The sequence below is a fragment of the Polynucleobacter sp. 78F-HAINBA genome, from assembly GCF_018882325.1.
Lineage (GTDB): Bacteria > Pseudomonadota > Gammaproteobacteria > Burkholderiales > Burkholderiaceae > Polynucleobacter.
The window spans coordinates 135,716-152,763 of the sequence record NZ_JACVOQ010000002.1; the positions used below are offsets into that span (position 1 = coordinate 135,716).

Annotated in this window: 21 protein-coding genes; 9 read left to right on the forward strand and 12 right to left on the reverse strand. The window is 45.5% G+C overall.

The window, feature by feature from the left end; genetic code table 11:
- Positions 1-27: 27 nt before the first annotated feature.
- Complete coding sequence (locus tag ICN11_RS02785) at positions 28-738, forward strand: queuosine precursor transporter (protein ID WP_216229048.1); 711 nt, start codon at positions 28-30, stop codon at positions 736-738.
- A gap of 102 nt (positions 739-840) precedes the next feature.
- Entirely contained in the window at positions 841-2,448 is a 1,608-nt protein-coding gene (locus ICN11_RS02790) for an ABC-F family ATPase (RefSeq protein ID WP_216229049.1), read from the forward strand.
- On the opposite strand, the gene ICN11_RS02795 is transcribed toward ICN11_RS02790, so the two are convergent.
- The 8 genes from ICN11_RS02795 to ICN11_RS02830 all read right to left on the reverse strand — a co-directional run bounded on the left by ICN11_RS02795 (position 2,445) and on the right by ICN11_RS02830 (position 7,962).
- A complete protein-coding gene (locus ICN11_RS02795; protein WP_216229050.1) occupies positions 2,445-2,699 on the reverse strand; it encodes a DUF1289 domain-containing protein in 255 nt (84 codons plus the stop codon). The genes ICN11_RS02790 and ICN11_RS02795 overlap by 4 nt on opposite strands.
- The gene (locus tag ICN11_RS02800) at positions 2,696-3,868 is read right to left on the reverse strand and encodes a GNAT family N-acetyltransferase (RefSeq protein ID WP_216229051.1); all 1,173 of its coding nucleotides are present in this window, start codon (positions 3,866-3,868) and stop codon (positions 2,696-2,698) included. The genes ICN11_RS02795 and ICN11_RS02800 overlap by 4 nt, the downstream gene beginning before the upstream one ends.
- A gap of 15 nt (positions 3,869-3,883) precedes the next feature.
- Positions 3,884-4,270: a lactoylglutathione lyase gene (gene gloA, locus ICN11_RS02805; protein ID WP_216229052.1), complete on the reverse strand. Its 387-nt coding sequence runs from the start codon at positions 4,268-4,270 to the stop codon at positions 3,884-3,886.
- Positions 4,271-4,360: 90 nt separating this feature from the next.
- Positions 4,361-5,155, reverse strand: coding sequence for a peptidylprolyl isomerase (locus ICN11_RS02810; RefSeq protein ID WP_216229053.1), 795 nt, complete (start codon positions 5,153-5,155; stop codon positions 4,361-4,363).
- Between the two features lie 52 nt (positions 5,156-5,207).
- Positions 5,208-5,492 carry a BolA family transcriptional regulator gene (locus tag ICN11_RS02815; RefSeq protein ID WP_216229054.1) on the reverse strand — a complete coding sequence of 95 codons (285 nt, stop codon included), beginning with the start codon at positions 5,490-5,492 and terminating at the stop codon, positions 5,208-5,210.
- Positions 5,489-6,037, reverse strand: a complete 549-nt coding sequence (locus tag ICN11_RS02820; RefSeq protein WP_216229055.1) for a septation protein A — start codon at positions 6,035-6,037, stop codon at positions 5,489-5,491. The genes ICN11_RS02815 and ICN11_RS02820 overlap by 4 nt, the downstream gene beginning before the upstream one ends.
- 26 nt (positions 6,038-6,063) lie before the next feature.
- Positions 6,064-6,477 (reverse strand): peptide-methionine (R)-S-oxide reductase MsrB, encoded by a 414-nt coding sequence (gene msrB, locus ICN11_RS02825; RefSeq protein ID WP_216229056.1) that lies wholly within the window; start codon positions 6,475-6,477, stop codon positions 6,064-6,066.
- Positions 6,478-6,495: 18 nt separating this feature from the next.
- Complete coding sequence (locus tag ICN11_RS02830) at positions 6,496-7,962, reverse strand: YdiU family protein (protein WP_216229057.1); 1,467 nt, start codon at positions 7,960-7,962, stop codon at positions 6,496-6,498.
- 55 nt (positions 7,963-8,017) lie between these two features.
- Here ICN11_RS02830 and ICN11_RS02835 point away from each other — a divergent pair, with 55 nt between their 5' ends.
- Complete coding sequence (locus tag ICN11_RS02835) at positions 8,018-8,500, forward strand: PaaI family thioesterase (RefSeq protein WP_216229058.1); 483 nt, start codon at positions 8,018-8,020, stop codon at positions 8,498-8,500.
- A 21-nt stretch (positions 8,501-8,521) separates the two neighbouring features.
- On the opposite strand, the gene ICN11_RS02840 is transcribed toward ICN11_RS02835, so the two are convergent.
- Complete coding sequence (locus tag ICN11_RS02840) at positions 8,522-9,379, reverse strand: NRDE family protein (protein WP_216229059.1); 858 nt, start codon at positions 9,377-9,379, stop codon at positions 8,522-8,524.
- A 27-nt stretch (positions 9,380-9,406) separates the two neighbouring features.
- Positions 9,407-10,414, reverse strand: a complete 1,008-nt coding sequence (locus tag ICN11_RS02845) for a folate-binding protein YgfZ (RefSeq protein ID WP_216229060.1) — start codon at positions 10,412-10,414, stop codon at positions 9,407-9,409.
- Positions 10,415-10,511: 97 nt separating this feature from the next.
- Between ICN11_RS02845 and mltG the strand changes: the two genes are divergently transcribed.
- The 6 genes from mltG to ICN11_RS02875 all read left to right on the forward strand — a co-directional run bounded on the left by mltG (position 10,512) and on the right by ICN11_RS02875 (position 15,423).
- A complete protein-coding gene (mltG, locus tag ICN11_RS02850) occupies positions 10,512-11,510 on the forward strand; it encodes an endolytic transglycosylase MltG (RefSeq protein WP_255539862.1) in 999 nt (332 codons plus the stop codon).
- Between the two features lie 5 nt (positions 11,511-11,515).
- On the forward strand, positions 11,516-12,154 hold the full coding sequence (tmk, locus tag ICN11_RS02855) for a dTMP kinase (protein WP_216229062.1): 639 nt from the start codon (positions 11,516-11,518) through the stop codon (positions 12,152-12,154).
- Positions 12,155-13,300 carry a DNA polymerase III subunit delta' gene (locus ICN11_RS02860; protein WP_255539863.1) on the forward strand — a complete coding sequence of 382 codons (1,146 nt, stop codon included), beginning with the start codon at positions 12,155-12,157 and terminating at the stop codon, positions 13,298-13,300.
- Positions 13,301-13,311: 11 nt separating this feature from the next.
- The gene (locus tag ICN11_RS02865; protein ID WP_216229063.1) at positions 13,312-14,100 is read left to right on the forward strand and encodes a TatD family hydrolase; all 789 of its coding nucleotides are present in this window, start codon (positions 13,312-13,314) and stop codon (positions 14,098-14,100) included.
- Positions 14,097-14,798, forward strand: a complete 702-nt coding sequence (locus ICN11_RS02870; protein ID WP_216229064.1) for an ankyrin repeat domain-containing protein — start codon at positions 14,097-14,099, stop codon at positions 14,796-14,798. Before ICN11_RS02865 ends, ICN11_RS02870 begins: the two co-directional genes overlap by 4 nt.
- Before the next feature lie 85 nt (positions 14,799-14,883).
- Positions 14,884-15,423, forward strand: coding sequence for an ion channel (locus ICN11_RS02875; RefSeq protein WP_216229065.1), 540 nt, complete (start codon positions 14,884-14,886; stop codon positions 15,421-15,423).
- 27 nt (positions 15,424-15,450) lie between these two features.
- Here ICN11_RS02875 and ICN11_RS02880 read toward each other — a convergent pair whose 3' ends face one another.
- Both ICN11_RS02880 and ICN11_RS02885 read right to left on the reverse strand, forming a co-directional pair.
- Positions 15,451-16,455, reverse strand: coding sequence for a DUF3108 domain-containing protein (locus tag ICN11_RS02880; protein ID WP_216863131.1), 1,005 nt, complete (start codon positions 16,453-16,455; stop codon positions 15,451-15,453).
- Between the two features lie 4 nt (positions 16,456-16,459).
- Complete coding sequence (locus ICN11_RS02885; protein ID WP_216229066.1) at positions 16,460-17,047, reverse strand: YqiA/YcfP family alpha/beta fold hydrolase; 588 nt, start codon at positions 17,045-17,047, stop codon at positions 16,460-16,462.
- Position 17,048 lies beyond the last annotated feature (1 nt).

Here is a 17,048-nt window from a genome sequence, read left to right on the forward strand (position 1 = left end):
ATTTCTATTATCCATTTTTCTTGACTTATGGACGCACCCAGACGTCACCATCGTTATTACGACCTGATATTGGCAGCCTTTGTCGTGGTCCTGCTGTGCTCCAACTTCATTGGCGCAGGTAAAGCTGCGACCTTAGATTTACCTTATTTTGGCAATGTGATCTTTGGGGCCGGGATCCTCTTTTTCCCGATTGCCTATTTCTTTGGCGACATTTTGACCGAAGTATATGGTTATGCCTATGATCGCCGAGCGGTTTGGGCTGGTTTTACAGCTCTGGCCTTTGCGGCCATCATGGCTCAACTCGTCATTGCTTTGCCTGTAGCACCTGGATCCTATATGGCCAATTATCAGCAGGGCATGGAGACAGTATTTGGTAACTCGTGGCGTGTTGCCCTTGCCTCAATGATTGCTTTTTGGTGCGGTAGTTTTGTTAACAGTTATACCCTCGCCAAAATGAAGATTTTGACCCAGGGGCGCTTTCTGTGGATGCGTACGATCGTGTCTACAGCCAGCGGGGAGTTGGTGGACTCGTCCCTGTTCTATATGCTGGCTTTTTACGGGCTCTGGCCACTTAATGAGGTCTTAGCTGTCGCAGCCTCTCAATATGTCCTCAAGACCGCCTGGGAGGTTCTAGCGACCCCTTTAACGTACTGGGTAGTGGGTTTTCTGAAGCGCAAGGAAAATCAGGATCACTATGACATTCATACCGATTTCACGCCATTTAAGCTAAAAGTCTAATTTACGGCTTTTTTAGGCGCAAACCGTTAAAATAACGGTCTTCGATGCAAAACCTGCATCCGCACCCTCGTATTTGACCTATCAGAAAGTAAGAACACATCCGTGCTGTCAGCATCTAATATCACTATGCAGTTTGGGGCAAAACCCTTGTTTGAAAACATCTCCGTTAAGTTTGGCGGCGGTAATCGCTATGGCCTAATCGGCGCCAACGGTTGCGGTAAATCTACTTTCATGAAGATTTTGGGTGGAGAGCTTGAGCCAACTAGCGGAAACGTGAGCTTGGACCCTGGTATTCGTTTAGGTAAATTGCGCCAAGACCAGTTTGCGTATGAGGATGTTCGCGTACTTGATGTGGTGATGATGGGTCACGAAGAGATGTGGAAGGCCGCAGCTGAGCGCGATGCTATCTACGCCAATGCAGATGCGACCGATGAAGATTACATGAAGGCTGCTGAGCTCGAAGGTAAGTATGCAGAATACGGTGGCTATACCGCAGAGGCAAAAGCAGGGGAGTTGTTGCTAGGTATTGGTATTCCGATTGAGCAACACAATGGCCCAATGAGTGCTGTAGCTCCAGGCTGGAAGTTGCGCGTATTGTTAGCGCAAGCACTGTTCTCTGATCCAGATGTGCTGCTTCTAGATGAGCCAACCAATAACTTGGATATTCACTCCATTCATTGGCTTGAAGATATTCTGAATCAAATTAAGAGCACGATTGTCATCATCTCCCATGATCGCCACTTCCTCAATGAAGTATGTACACATATGGCTGACATGGACTTTGGAACACTGAAGGTCTATCCAGGTAATTACGATTCCTACATGCTTGCATCCGTTCAAGCAAGAACACAGCAACTCAGCAACAACGTCAAAGCTAAAGAAAAAATTGCTGAATTAGCGGCATTCGTAGCCCGATTCTCTGCAAATGCATCGAAGGCGCGTCAGGCTACTTCTCGACAGAAGCAGTTAGAGAAAATTGAGATCGTTGAAGTTAAGCCTTCTTCGCGCCAGAATCCATTTATTCGTTTTGATTCTGAGAAGAAGTTGCACAACATGGCTGTTGAGTGCAACGCCCTGACTAAAACCTTTGACCGTACCATCTTCAAAAACTTTAAGCTAGGTGTGCGTGCCGGTGAAAAGATTGCCATCATTGGTCAAAACGGTGCAGGTAAGACAACGCTACTGAAAACTATCCTGAGCAAACGTTTTGATGGAATTGCCGCTGATAGTGGTGATGTGAAGTGGGCAGAAAATGCTTACGTGGGCGTGATGCCTCAGGACAACACTGAGATGTTCGCAAAAGACGAATTGCTCATGGATTGGATGAACAACTGGCGCAGTACAGGCGACGATGATCAAGTGATTCGTGGCACATTAGGCCGCCTGCTATTCTCCGGCGATGATATTGGCAAGTCTGTGAAAGTGCTATCCGGTGGTGAAAAGGGCAGAATGATTTGGGGCAAATTGATGCTTCAGAAATATAACGTTCTTGCAATGGATGAGCCAACCAACCACATGGACATGGAATCGATTGAGAGCTTGCAAATCGCTCTTGAGAAATACGAAGGCACTTTAATTTTCGTATCCCATGATCGCGAGTTTGTTTCTGCTTTGGCTAATCGCATCCTTGAAGTGAAGATGGATGGAACAATCGCCGACTACTCTGGAACTTATGAAGAGTATTTGCGTAGCCAAGCTTTAGCTGGCTAAGTATTTTCTTTGGCTTGACGTTGGAATCGCATTGCAGTGCCATCGGCACGGATGCGTTTCCAAACTGAATCTTTTTCTTCCTGACTAAAAAATACCCAATTGCTGACCTCGCCTAGAGTGCGGCCACAGCCCTGACAGATTTCGTCATACAGAGTTGTGCAGACACCAATGCAGGGTGAGTCAGAGGCATCGTCACCAACCGCTAAGGAATTAGCTCCTGCTTGCTCTGGTGAGTTGTTGGATGAGGTCATGGCAGTACTTTAGACGATTTCAGTGGAATGTGTTGCTCAAGCTCATCAACATACGCTGCCATACCTTCATGTTCACGCTCTAAGAAGCGTTTCACCGCATTAGAAAAGCCGGGATCTTCAATCCAATGGGCAGATTGCAGGGTGGTAGGTAAAAATCCTCTGGCCATCTTGTGTTCACCCTGAGCGCCACCTTCAAATATCTTGATACCTTCCTTGATGCAATATTCAATAGCCTGGTAATAAGCCAATTCAAAATGCAGACAAGGAATATGTTCTATAGCACCCCAATAGCGACCATATGCTTTTGAAGTCAGGCGATCCACTGCAAGCAATGATGATGCGATAGGTCTGCCATCCTGAGAAGCAATGATGAGATGGAAATTCTCAGGCATGCTTCTACCAAGCAATTGAATGCATTCCTCCGTTAGGTAGGGTGAAGAGCGGTGCTCGATATAGGTGTTTTCATAACAGCGATAGAAGAAGGCCCAATCATCAGGTATTGCAATCGATCCGGGAATATGACGATAGGTAATTTGATGACTCTCTACAGCAGCACGTTCTCGCCGAATATTCTTACGGCGCTTCATTGTTAAGTTGGCAAGAAAATGCTCAAAATCTTGGTACCCAGCGTTATGCCAATGGAATTGAACAGAATCGCGGAGCATGAATCCTTGCTGCTTGAGTTCATCGAGTTCGCTAGCCTCTGGGAAAAGGACATGTGCTGAGGAGAGCGTATTTTGCTTTACTAGCGTTTTCAAGCCCGATACTAAGACCTCTTGAATGGCGCTTTTATCTGCATTTGCTGACACAAGAAGTCTTGGCCCGCGAACGGGTGTAAATGGTATTGCAGAAAGCGCCTTAGGGAAGTAGGGCATGCCATTCTGCTCGTAAGCCTGGGCCCATGCCCAATCAAAAACAAACTCCCCGTAGGAGTGTTGCTTGAGGTAAAGGGGCATTGCTCCAAGAAGTCTTGAGTCTGAGTCCTCGACTAAGAGGTGGGCTACATGCCAGCCGGTATTGCCACCAACACATCCAGTTAGCTCTAAAGCATTTAGGAATGCATGCTTTAGGAATGGTCCAGCATCGGGCGAAAGTAGCGCATTCCAGTCAGCCTCAGCAATATCTGAAAGACTTTGAATTACCCGAAGTTGGATGGAATCTTGATTCAACGGAAGAGAAAAAAATCAGTCCTGAATTATCTCAATCTTGTAACCATCTGGATCGGTAACGAATGCGATGATGGTATCTCCACCCATTACTGGTCCAGCTTCGCGAGTCACATTGCCGCCTGAGGCCTTGATCTTCTCGCAAGCAGCATAAGCATCAGGAACGCTGATTGCAATGTGACCATAAGCAGTGCCCAAGTCATAGCTATCAACACCATGGTTATAGGTCAGCTCAATCTCAGATTGCCCATCTGCATTTCCATTTCCAAAGCCCACAAATGCCAAAGAATATTTCTGCGCTGGACGCTCAGTAGTTCGCAGAAGGTTCATGCCTAAAACTTTGGTGTAGAAATCAATCGAGCGAGTCATATTGCCGACTCTAAGCATGGTGTGTAAGATCATCATTGTTCGAATATAAAGGTAAACGTAGTTTTTCGTTGGGCATGAAAAAACCCAGGGGGTTGGCCTGGGTTTGTTAGCTAGAGCAGCTTTGCTTTACTGAATCTTTGCCTTAGCGCGAAGCTTTTGCATTAATTCAGAGAATTTCGCTTTTTGCCAATTTTGATCTGCGGTGATCATTTGCTTTAGCTGGTCCTTAATTTCTTCCATGCTAGGCGCTTTCACATCGCGTACATCATCCAATTTAATAATGTGCCAGCCGTATTGAGTCTTGACTGGCTTGTCAGTTACTTGACCTTTTTTGAGCTGGACCATCGCTTTGGAAAATTCAGGCACGAGTGCTTTTTCGCTTACCCAACCGAGATCGCCACCATTCGGAGCGGAGCCAGGGTCCTTTGACTTCTCCTTGGCAATTTGCTCAAAGTTACCACCAGCTTTAATTTGCGCTGTTATTGCTTTAGCGTCAGCTTCTTTTTCAACCAGAATATGTTCTACGTGATATTCCTTGCCAGTGTACTGGCCCTTAACTTGTTCGTAAGCGGCTTTCAGCTCAGCATCTGCAACACCTTCTTTTTCAACATAGTCTTCAAATACTGCCGCAATCAAAATACCCATTTTGGATTGCTCAAGCTGTTCGCGAACTGACTCTTTTTGCATCACGCCACGATTATTGGCCTCTTGCAAAATGAGCTCACGAGTGACGAGCATTTCTCTTGCTTGATCTCGTACTTGCGGGTTATCGGGTTGATTCGATTTTTGAACTAATTTATCTAGCTGTGCCTTAGGAATTGCTTTGCCATTAACGATGGCGGCATTTTGCGCATAAACAGCGGATGAGAGAAGTGCAGCGGCAAATGCGCTGATAGTCAAAATTTGGCGTGTATTCAACATGGAGTGGGAAATAAAAGTATGTGTAAAAGGGAAATCTTAATGCAATCTATGACTAATTGGTGCTTTCACTAGGTGTGAATGCCAAGATGGTGAGGGCATGGATGGCAGCAGGGAAGTGCTTATTTAAAGCAGCATAGATGGCTCTATGGCGAGCCATCTTGCTCATTCCCTCGAATTCTGGGGCTACGATGGTGAGCTTAAAGTGCCCGCCACCAGAAGCTGCTCCGGCATGACCTGCATGGAGATGGCTTTCATCTTCAATATTCAACTGGGTTAACTGAAAGGCCGACTTTAGATCTGACTCAAACAAGGCAATTCGATCTTGATTGATACTCATTCTGCAGGGTGCTCCATATGGCGACTGAGCCAGACGCCTTGAAGAATGACGAAAATTACTAGCAATCCTGTGCTGCCAAATAGCTTGAAATTGACCCAAGTCTCTTCCGAATATTCAAAGGCGATATAGAGGTTGAGGGCACCCATAAAAAAGAAGAATGTTGCCCAAGCCATATTTACTTGATGCCACACGGATTTAGAGCTGTGCTCTTTGAGGGTAATCTGTTTACCCATCAACACTTGAATCCAATTCTTTTGGAAGAACTGCGCGCTAATAAATAGGGCGCCAGCGAATAACCAGTAAAGAGCAGTTGGCTTTAGTTGAATAAAAGTTTTGTCATGCAAGAAGATTGTTAGGCTACCAAAAACTAGAATCATGACAAGGCTAACCCATTGCATTGCATCTATTTTTCGATGGCGGTAGTACACCCACAAAATCTGACCGATGGTAGCAACCATGGCTACGATAGTTGCGGTATAGATATCGCCGAATTTAAAGGCAATAAAAAAGAGAATAATGGGGAAGAGGTCGAATAGAAATTTCATGCAGTGATTATCCAGCTATTTGAAAGTTATTCTGCTTTATTGAGGGCGGCATTCTCAGAGGGCTCAAATTTCAAGGAGGCTGAGTTGATGCAGTAGCGCAGCCCCGTTGGCTGTGGGCCATCATCAAAAACATGTCCCAAATGCGCATCACATTCGGTGCAGCACACTTCGGTGCGAATCATTCCATGGGAGCTATCCCGAATTTCAGTAATTGCCGCATTGTTCTCAGGTGCGTTATAGCTTGGCCAGCCGCAACCTGCATCAAATTTAGTGGAAGATTGAAATAATGGCGTGTCACAACAGATACAGCGATATTGACCGGTAGCCCAGTGATCCCAAAACTCGCCGGTAAAAGGCCTTTCGGTTGCCGCTTCTCGCGTTACTCGATATTGAATATCGCTCAGTGATTTTTTATATTCTTGATCTGTTTTCTTGGTCATAGTGGTGAATGCATTTAGTTATGACGAGCAGCTAACTGCAATAGCTTGCATATCGATGGGCGGAGGATTTGAGTACTGCTCAAATGCTTCTTGTTCATCAAACGGATGCATCAGTATCTGTTGCAATGTTTGAACTTCAGAAAAATCGTCCTGCTGGGCTTTTTCAATAGCGGTTTGAGCCAAATAATTTCGTAGGATGTATTTTGGATTGACTTGGTTCATCAATCCTTTTCTTTCTGCATCACTCAAAGACTCAGATTGCAGTCTATTAATGTAGTCAGTAAACCATTGATCGATGCTCTCACGATCAACAAACTCATTTCTCAGCATGATCTCTATCAGCTTGGAATCTTTCTTTAGATTACTGAGGTTGCGAAAGAAATTAGTGAAATCTACCTTTGAGTCATGCATCGCTTGCAGGAGACGCTCAATTAATCCGACGTCACCATCTTCTATTGACTGCAAACCTAGTTTGGAGCGGAATAGCTGTTGCCACTCTTTTGCATAAATTACTGGAAATTCTTCGAGCGCGGAGCGGAGAAGGTCTTGAGATTCTTCTGCGGAATGCTCGAGCTCCAGCAATGGGAGCATTGCGCTAGCAAGGCAGGCCATATTCCAATGCATGATTTGAGGTTGGCGATGATAAGCGTATCGACCACCAAGATCGCTATGGTTGCAGATATGATCAATTTCAAAGTGATCTAAGAAGCCAAAAGGCCCATAGTCGATAGTAAGCCCGAGGACGCTAATATTGTCACTGTTTAAAACGCCATGACAAAATCCAACAGATTGCCACTGGGCAACCAATTTAGCATTACGAGCACTAATCTCTTTGAATAGATTGAGATAGGGGTCTTTGGTGGTAAGACACTCTGGATAGAATTCAGAAATCAGGAGATCAGCCAATTCTTTCAGACGCACAATATTTTGTAATGATGCAAAGTGCTCAAAGTGTCCAACCCGAATAAAGCTTGGGGCAATGCGAGAGCATACCGCTGCGGTTTCCATGGTCTCTCGCCTAACGGCTTGCTTCGATCCCACTAATGCAAGAGCTCGACTGGTAGGAATGCCAAGAGCATGCATTGCTTCACTACATAAGAACTCGCGAATAGACGATCTCAAAACTGCTCTGCCATCCCCCATTCTGGAATAGTGAGTTCTACCGGCACCTTTTAATTGGAGTTCGAGATTATTGATATCTCCAAGCAAAATAGCGCGACCATCACCAAGCTGTCCTGCCCACGAGCCAAACTGATGGCCGCTATAGACTGTAGAAATTGGCTTTGAAAATTCCAACTCTCCAACATTGAGTTGATTTCCTGCTAATACTCCTAGCCACTCAGGGTCTTTGGGAAAGTTATTCACCCCAAGTTCCATTCCAACTAGCTTAGCGACAGAAGGCGAAAATGCCACCCAATAGGGGTTCGGTAGCGGAGTAGGTTGGGTAGGCTGACAGACATCATCGCCACGCAGATTAAAGGGCATATTTTGTATTCTATGGGTAATTCACAAGCATCGCAGAAGCCTCTAAAATGACCCTATGACAAATAAAGTACAACTGAATGCGGCAACTCAGCTTGCCAATCTGGGCGAAGAACTCAATGTTCCTTTTTTAAAGCTACTTGGCGTGCGTCTGATCAGCGCCGAGATGGGTAAAGGGGAAATACTCCTAGCCCTCAAGCCTGAGCACACCAATACTTGGGACGTCGCCCATGGCGGCGTATTGCTTACTCTGATGGACGTTGCTATGGCGGTGGCTGCGCGTTCTAGTGATCCTAGCGATCGAAGCGTTGTAACTGTGGAGATGAAGAATAACTTTATGCAGGCTGCCAATGGCATCTTGAGGGTAAAAGCAGATACTGTTCGACGTACAGCTACGATGGCCTTTTGTGAGGCTAAGCTCTATAACGATCAAGGTGAAATCTGCTGTATGGCAACAGGTACATTCCAATTTCTAAAACGACTGGCTACTAAAGATGCAAATGGTGAGCGAGTAGTAAACGAAGACTCGCGTCAGAAGTAAAAATTTAACCGTATTGATTGCTTATACAGAGAGATTGGATCCTGGAGCGGCGCTGAGTTCTCCAGTAACAACATCATGACCCACGGTGCCATTCGCATCGAAACGTCTTTCTACCATCTCAAACTGACCATCCTTGCGAACACGCAAAATAGTGCTTGAACGCGTTCCGTAAGAGGGCGTCTTAATGAATGCAGCAGATAAGGCTTTCTCCCAATCTGGGTTTACGCCAGTACTCGGCAACTCTTGAGTGCTTGCTTCATGTGTATCTGCTAGTACACGTAAATAGTGATCCGCATTTTTAAGTTGTCCACTGTCCATAGCCAATGTTTGAGCAAACGCCGCTACTCGATGATTCACTTTAGGCCATGGGGTATCGAGCATGGCATTCGATAGACCGTAGACTCCGGGGCTCAGCGCTTGCTCAGGAAATACTTTTCTTGGGCGAATGTTTTGACCCATCATGAGGCGATTGCTGACCCAGTGCATTTCTGCATTCTCTGGATCACTGAGATCTGCCATTAATAGATTGAATCCGTTGTACTGCTCGAACCGTTTTGCATTTTCTTGTATATAAGCATGGGGTTTGTGCTGGCCTGTCAGATAGCGTAGGCTGAGCTCTCCCCGTGTTCTTGCATCGGGATTTTTTTCACTCGGTGCCCTGACATTGGTGAGGGCAGCAAAGCGGCCGTTCTTGGTAAAGCCAAGCCATGTTCCGGGGCTGCCCAATACATCTGCTCTATCTTTTCCTGCTAAGACATGAGGGTGCTCTGACCACCATCCCATTGGATCGGTATCGCGCTCATAAAATTCATCTCGATTCGCCGCTACAACCAAAGGGTAGTCTGGGTGTGATTTCCAGGCGAAGAGAATTAGGCACATAACAAATTAATTAGTACGGTAATGAAATTAAATTTCTATTAAAGGGTAAGGCAATTGGTCTATTTTTAACACAGGGCCATTACTCATAGCTAGGTGGATTTGTCCTGACTCAAGTGCATCTAACTTGCACTCCACCTGAAGATCAATGCGATCTGGATGGCTTGGGTTGCTAGCCACCAGAACTACCATACCGCATGGTTGGCTAGCGTCACCATCATGGAATAACTCAACACCAGGCTTTGCGAGATCTAAGGACAATTCACCTGCCTCTGTATGTGCTAGCTGAAGTCGGCGCTTTACTGCACCACGATATTGACTCCGAGCAACGATTTCTTGGCCCGGGTAACAACCTTTTTTGAAATCTACTCCAGCAACTGATTCAAAATTAATCATCTGCGGAACAAATTGTTCTTGGGTGGCCAGCACAATACGCGGAATTGCGCTCAACACCTCTAAAGAATTCCACTGCATGAGGGCGGCCCCATCATCTGAAGATATATTGGAATCTGACCTTCTTTTTGCAATCAGAGTGCGCTGAAAGGATTGTCCTTCAGCAAGTACATCGGGCATTCGCAATGCGAGAGCATCCTTGGGTAAGGCAATCGATTGCTCGCCTTGTGCGTTTTGGTAGGAGCCAAATACATCCCATTCGTTTGAAACATCCAGCACCTTTACCTTTGAGCGCAGAACGTACATCGCCAATCGTTTAGCAGTGCTGGCTGCAATATCTTTGGAGATGAAAAGAGCAAAACGATCATCGGAATCGGCAGACTCTGGAAACAAGGCAAGCCAAGCGCTGGCTAAAAGCCGCCCCTTGGGATTGCAATAACCAACCAGGCGAACAGCTGTAGGACCTTGCGCCGTTTCACCTGAAAGGGTTCGTTTTAGGCTGACTACGGAATTACTTAATTGGCCCTGTAGCAAGGCTGCAGCATCGGGACCCTCAACTAGGATCAAACCCCAATTGGTTAGGGCGGTTAATCCGTGATTTAGGCTAATTGCGGGCATTAAGGTGTTTTCTGAACTTTGGGTCATGTGCTTTTATCATAGCTCGATGAGCAGAAAATTTCAGAGAAGAACTCTATTTACAAAGCATTCAAATTGTGGGGCATGGAAATCCTATGTACTCTACTTGGCTGGCTTTCTTATTCTTCTATATGGAGCCATCTTCTTATGGCCGGTTGTGCCGGGTGCATCCAATATTCCGGGGGCTTCCGCATACAAAGTCAAGATTGCCTCTCAATCGGGTCTATCGGCCATTTCAAGCCAGCTATCCGAGCAAGGTGTAGCCACTAATCCGCTAACTCTACAGATCGCAGCAAGAGCGCTATTTGTTGGCTCCAAGCTAAAGCCGGGTACCTATCTATTGGCACCCCGTGCAAGCTTAGGAAATGTTTTGCTGCAAGTTGCCCGTGGTGACCGGGTCAGGGAGAGTGTTGCCATTATTCCCGGCATGACCATCTGGCAGCTGAGAAGCCTAATAGATGGTCATCCAGCACTGATTCATCAAACCAAGGGCATGAGCTCTAAAGAATTGCTTCAGGCTATTGGTCTTTCTTATCCTGGAGATGAGGGTCTTTTCTATCCGGATACCTATATTTTTGATCCAGACGACTCAGATATATCAATTTATCGTCGGGCATCCCAAGCCATGCAAAAGCAACTGACATCCGCCTGGGAACAAAAAGATGCTACTTCGCCATTAAAAAACCCATACGAGCTCCTCATTTTGGGGTCTATCGTTGAAAAAGAGACGGGACGATCTAGCGATAGATCTCTGGTTGCAGCGGTCTTTGTTAATCGCCTCAAGATCAATATGCCCCTTCAGACCGATCCGACCGTAATTTACGGTATTGGCCCTAAATTTGACGGCAATCTTCGAAAAGCGGATTTGCGTAAAGACAGTCCCTACAATACTTATATGCACAAAGGTTTAACACCAACGCCAATAGCAATGCCGAGCAAGGAATCTCTTCAAGCTGTGATGCATCCAGCTAAAAGTGATGCTATTTATTTTGTCGCTCGTGGTGATGGCAGTAGCCATTTTTCCAAAACCTTAAAAGAGCATGAAAATGCTGTTGATCAATTTCAACGCAAACGCAATGTAACTACTAAATCGAATTCACAGTAATTCTTATGACAACTCCATTTCCAGGTTATTTCATTAGCTTTGAAGGCATCGATGGTGCAGGGAAGAGCACGCATATTGACTCCTTTGCCAAGCTATTAAAAAAACGATATCCAGATCGTGATGTTGTTATGACAAGAGAGCCGGGTGGTACTCGGTTAGGCGAGCAACTACGCTCCTTATTGCTTGATGCCCCCATGAATCTAGAAACCGAAGCGTTGTTGATGTTTGCGGCACGTCGGGAACATATTGCGCAAGTAATTGAGCCGGCACTAAAGGCTGGAAAGATTGTTATTTCCGATCGCTTTACTGATGCTAGTTTTGCTTATCAAGGCGGTGGTCGTGGCTTAAGTTTAGAGAAGTTAAATGATTTAGAGCGTTGGGTGCAGGGTCGTCCAGATGGCTCTTTACTACAACCTAATCTCACCTTCTTATTTGACTTACCCGGTTCTGTTGCTGAGGCCAGAAGATCTAAGGTGAGGGCGCCAGATAAGTTTGAGAAGATGGATTTAGATTTTTTTGAAAAGGTTCGCCAGGAATATCTCCGCAGAGCAAAGGCGGATCCAAAACGCTTTTTTTTAGTAGATGCCACTCGTACACCAGATGTGATTTGGAATGATCTTGAATCATTGGAGATCAAGCTGTAAATGGTTGATCTGATGTTTCCACATGAGTCTGCGAAAAAAATAGCCCCTTGGCTTGAGCCTGTCTGGGATGGAATGAATTTTTCTTCATTCCCTAATGCCGTTCTAATCCATGGCCAATCCGGCATTGGCAAGTTCGAGTTTTCTATTGAATTGGCTAAGGCGCTTTTATGTGAGGCCACTGAAGGTGCAAAGCCCTGCAATCACTGTGAGGCTTGCCGGTGGTTTGACTCAGCCAACCATCCAGACTTTATTGCACTTGTCCCTGAAACACATCGCAAACTTTTACCTCATGGTGATTTCGATTCTGAATCTGACTCACCTAAAAAAACAAAGGCGAGTCAAATTGATGGTGATGGTGATGCACCTGAGAAAAAAGAGAAGAAAAGTATTTCAATTGAAGATGCACGAAGTGCAATTGAAGGACTTTCAATTGGGACGCACCGCGGAGGAAATCGCGTCATCTTAGTTTATCCATTAGAAATGCTCAGGGCAGACTCTGCAAATACTTTACTCAAATCTCTTGAAGAGCCGCCAAAAAATACAATCTTTATATTGCTAGCTGATCGCCTCGATCGCGTCTTGCCAACAATTCGATCACGCTGTCGCTTGTTGTCAGCACCACGCCCAGATCGAATCAGTGGATTGAATTGGTTGCGCAATCAACTCGCCTCAGTTCCTGGTATGAAAATTAGTGATGCTGATATTGAGTCTATTTATGACGAGCAGGGTGGGGCGCCCTATGCCGTTTTGGATTCATTAATTGCTCGTCACAATAAAGATGAAAAAGATGAGCTCACCATTGCAATTCAAGCATCGCGGTATTTATTGCAGTCGATGTCGCAGGGCGCTCGGATTAATTGGTTAGATGCTGCTGATAAGACGCAAAAAGCGCGTTATTCGGTTTTGCTAGCCACAATGCAACGCTGGGTCTCGGACCTGCAAAGTTGCACTCAAATGGGTTCGCCTCGCTATTACCCCAAACATGAAGCGACGATAAAGACTCTCGCTCAACAAGCACGCCTTCCCAAGCTACTGCGTTTCTGGAAGTCCTTAATACAGGCGCGCCGCCATGAAAATCACCCTCTGGCCACTCGCATTCAGCTCGAAGCCTTGCTTTCCCAATACCAACAGGTATTTGAAGACTAAAATGGCGAGTCATGTTTATAGACTCCCATTGCCACCTCGATTTCCCAGAATTTCAAACTCGCTTACCTGAGGTTTTGGCCAATATGGCCGCCTGCAAGGTGAGCCATGCACTTTGCGTTTCAGTTGATATTCCTGATTTTCCTAATGTGAAAAAACTTGCCGAGGACCATGCTCATTTGTATGCCTCTGTGGGGGTGCATCCTGATTACGAAGATACGCCAGAACCTAGCTTTGAATTCCTAGCTGAAGAGGCAAAACACCCCAAAATTATTGCCATTGGTGAAACTGGGCTTGATTACTATCGCATGGGCGATAGAAGCTATGAATCCATGGAATGGCAAAGAGAGCGTTTCAGAACCCATATCCGAGCAGCTATTGCATCTAAAAAGCCCCTCATCATCCATACGCGTTCATCTTCAGCAGATACGCTTCGAATCCTCAAAGAAGAGGGTGCTGATCAAATTGGTGGCGTAATGCACTGCTTTACAGAATCTACCGAAGTTGCCAAGGCGGCCATGGAAATGGGCTTTTACATCTCTTTTTCTGGAATTGTGACCTTTAAGAGCGCAAAAGATCTTCAGGAAACTTGTAAGCAAGTGCCTCTAGAGCGCATGCTGATTGAAACAGATTCACCGTATTTAGCGCCAATTCCATATCGCGGTAAGACTAATGAGCCTGCCTGGGTCTCTAAAGTTGGTGAATTTATTGCGGATTTGAAGGGCGTCTCAATTGAGACACTTGCGGCACAAACTTCTAGTAATTTTTTCCAATGTTTTCATATAAATAGACCGATTTCATGAGAAATTCATTTAAATTAAATTGCGCATTTAGTGCTGCTTTTCTAGGCCTCTCTAGCCTTGTATTCGCTCAAACAGCAGATCAAATTGCTGATTTCACTAAAGCGGCAAAATTTGACGACGTCTCAGAGGTTCAGTCCCTAATTAAGGCTGGAGTTAGCCCTAATACACTGGATCCCAAAGGCAATCCGATGTTGATTGTTGCCATTCGGGATAAGTCCCTCAAGGTTGTAGACCTGCTGATTGCCAACCCTGCAACAGATATCAATCTAACCAATAAAAGCGGTGAAAACCCACTAATGATGGCGTCTATTGAGGGCGAACTCCCTTTGGTAGAGACCTTGGTGCTTAAGAAGAAAGCCGATGTGAATAGGTCTGGTTGGGCGCCTTTACATTACGCCTGTACCACTGGGAAGCTTAGTGTCGCTCAATTCTTGGTTGCCAATGGCGCCAAAGTTAACGCGCTAAGCCCCAGCGAAACAACGCCCTTAATGATGGCCGTCAGCTCCGGAAACGATCAGCTAATTAAGTTCTTATTGGATAACGGCGCTGATTTGAAGATGCGTAACCATGAAGGCTATTCAGCAATTGATGTAGCTGCGTTATTTAGCAAAGAAGATATACGTGAGGGTTTGATTTCTCGTTGGCAGAAGCTCTATAAGCAGCCATATCCAGGCGGCCCCATAAAGAGCCCCACATAACTGACATAAGTATTACTTGCGTATAATCATTATTATGTCAAATAAGAAATGTAACTAAGAAAGCATCCTCAAATAAGCACTTCGTATGGACCTCATTGATCATTTCATCAAACTTCCAGGTTTTAGTAGCCTACCTAGTTTCAGCACCCTGTTCTCTGAAATTAATACGGATATGGGCAATAGTGAGATTTGGTTTGTATTGATTCTGGCTTGCCTCATGCTGACATTGCATGGCGTTGCTGTTTTGATGATTGCAGGCGCATTTCACTGGCTGGATCGCAAACTTGAAAATAAGCGCATATACGGAGCAAATTTCCTGTCCTATTTCATTGCCATTTTGTTGATCATTGGTAGTCATTTCATAGAAATTGTGGCCTGGTCTTATATCTGCGTTGCTTTACAGGTCTTCCCAACCAATCCACAAACCTTCTACTTTGCAGGCGAAATGTACACCACGGTTGGATATGGTGATTACACGCTATCAGAGCGTTGGAGAATCCTGCCTATCATCATCTCCTTCTCAGGCATCTTTGCGGTCTCAATGTCTGGCGCTGCCTTGTATTCCATGATGGGCGCCTTATTAAACCGGTCAAACCAGAATCCAAAGTCCGGAGCTGGATTCTAAAAAAGACTCATTTGAATTGTTTCAAGCCTAATTAAGCAGCTTTGCTTTATCAATAGGCGCCTTTTGCTTAAAGACTAGCTCCAAAACGCGTCCATTGGACTCCAGGGAGCGCATTCTGCCAGGTAGCCAATCGAGGTCCCTGGCAAGCCAAATATCAACCTGGCGCTTGTATGGGTCGTTTTCACGCTGCATGAGCGCGTAATGGCGATTCACTGACTTCCCTAGGCTTGGAATAGCCTCCGACTCTTCTTCGCCATAACTCTTAAATTGCCACATTTCAAGCGTGTTGTAGTCGACCACAGGAAGCGCCCTAATACTTCCAGCATCATCAATTTTGTCGCTGCCATTTAGCAGGGAGGCAAACTGGAACATCAGGCTAAATCGATCCTGGGTTCCTGGCAATAAATCGGGGGTAAATTCTGGCTTCTCAGAAAAGTACATCTTCCCTACTCCATTCCGATCTCGATCGAATCTTGAGTAACGCGGGGGTTTTGTTCCGCGTTGCGTCCAGTAGATAGAGGGGGCAACTCCGTACGCATCGACCGAGCCGCGGGATTCAAATACAAATGGGCCAACAACTGCGTAAGGTATGTTGATATAGAGACGGTAGTTATTACCCTCAGCAATCCAGTCCAGTTGCGCAGTTTGATAGAGTTGCCCATCAACATAGGCATCGAAGTAATAGGTTCCAGAATCTGGAAGACGAAATGCTTGGCCAGATTGATTGCCTAATGCCCCCTGCTCTCCTTTGCCTGCATCTGAAATCGGATCTGCAGATACAGCATTGGGTTTCTTGGGTGTAGATTTTTTCTTTGGTGCGCTGCTAAGTTGAATCTTTTTAGGCGGCTCAATACGAAGTTCTGTTTTGATAATCAGGTCTTCAGCAATCGGAGGCGTACTACCGAAAGAAAAGAAAGGAAGGCCAAAAAATAAAATCAGGTGTCCAAGGACGGATAGAAAAATGGCGGCAATCAGAATCCACAGAGATCTTCTGCGTATAGATTGGAATAAATTACCAAATGAATCAATCAAGAAATTAATGCTCGATAAATTCAATTACCGCTGGTAGATGATTGGCGTAGTCGGCAATACCATGATCACTGCCCTCAAGAATCAATTGCTTGGCTCCAGGATAAAAATCAGACATCTCCTTCCAGTCTAGGAGCTCATCACCCTTTGCGGCGATTAAAAAATATCGCCCTGGATTGGTAATCTTGTCAACCTGCAAAGCACGTAGCTCATCAATGTACTCAGCTTTGAAATCAAATGGCTCTTCACTATCGTAAGCAGTCATCAGGCCAACATGAGGTTCTAACTCTCTTGCTGCATAAACCGCAGGATTTAAGGCAATACCTTTGCATTGATATTTCTCAGCAAGGTAGTTTGTATAGAAGCCACCCAAAGAAGATCCGATGATGACCATGCGATCTGCTTTAGATTGATCGATATGTTTAACAACCATATCGATACTTTCTTTAGGGGATGCCAATAATTGAGGGCAATACCATTCATAGACATTGTCAGGTGTTGAGAGCGCTCTCACCGCCTCACCAGTCATCACCGCCTTGCTTGAATTCGGGGAGGAGCGAAAGCCATGAAGATAAACCAACAGCGTTGTTCTCATA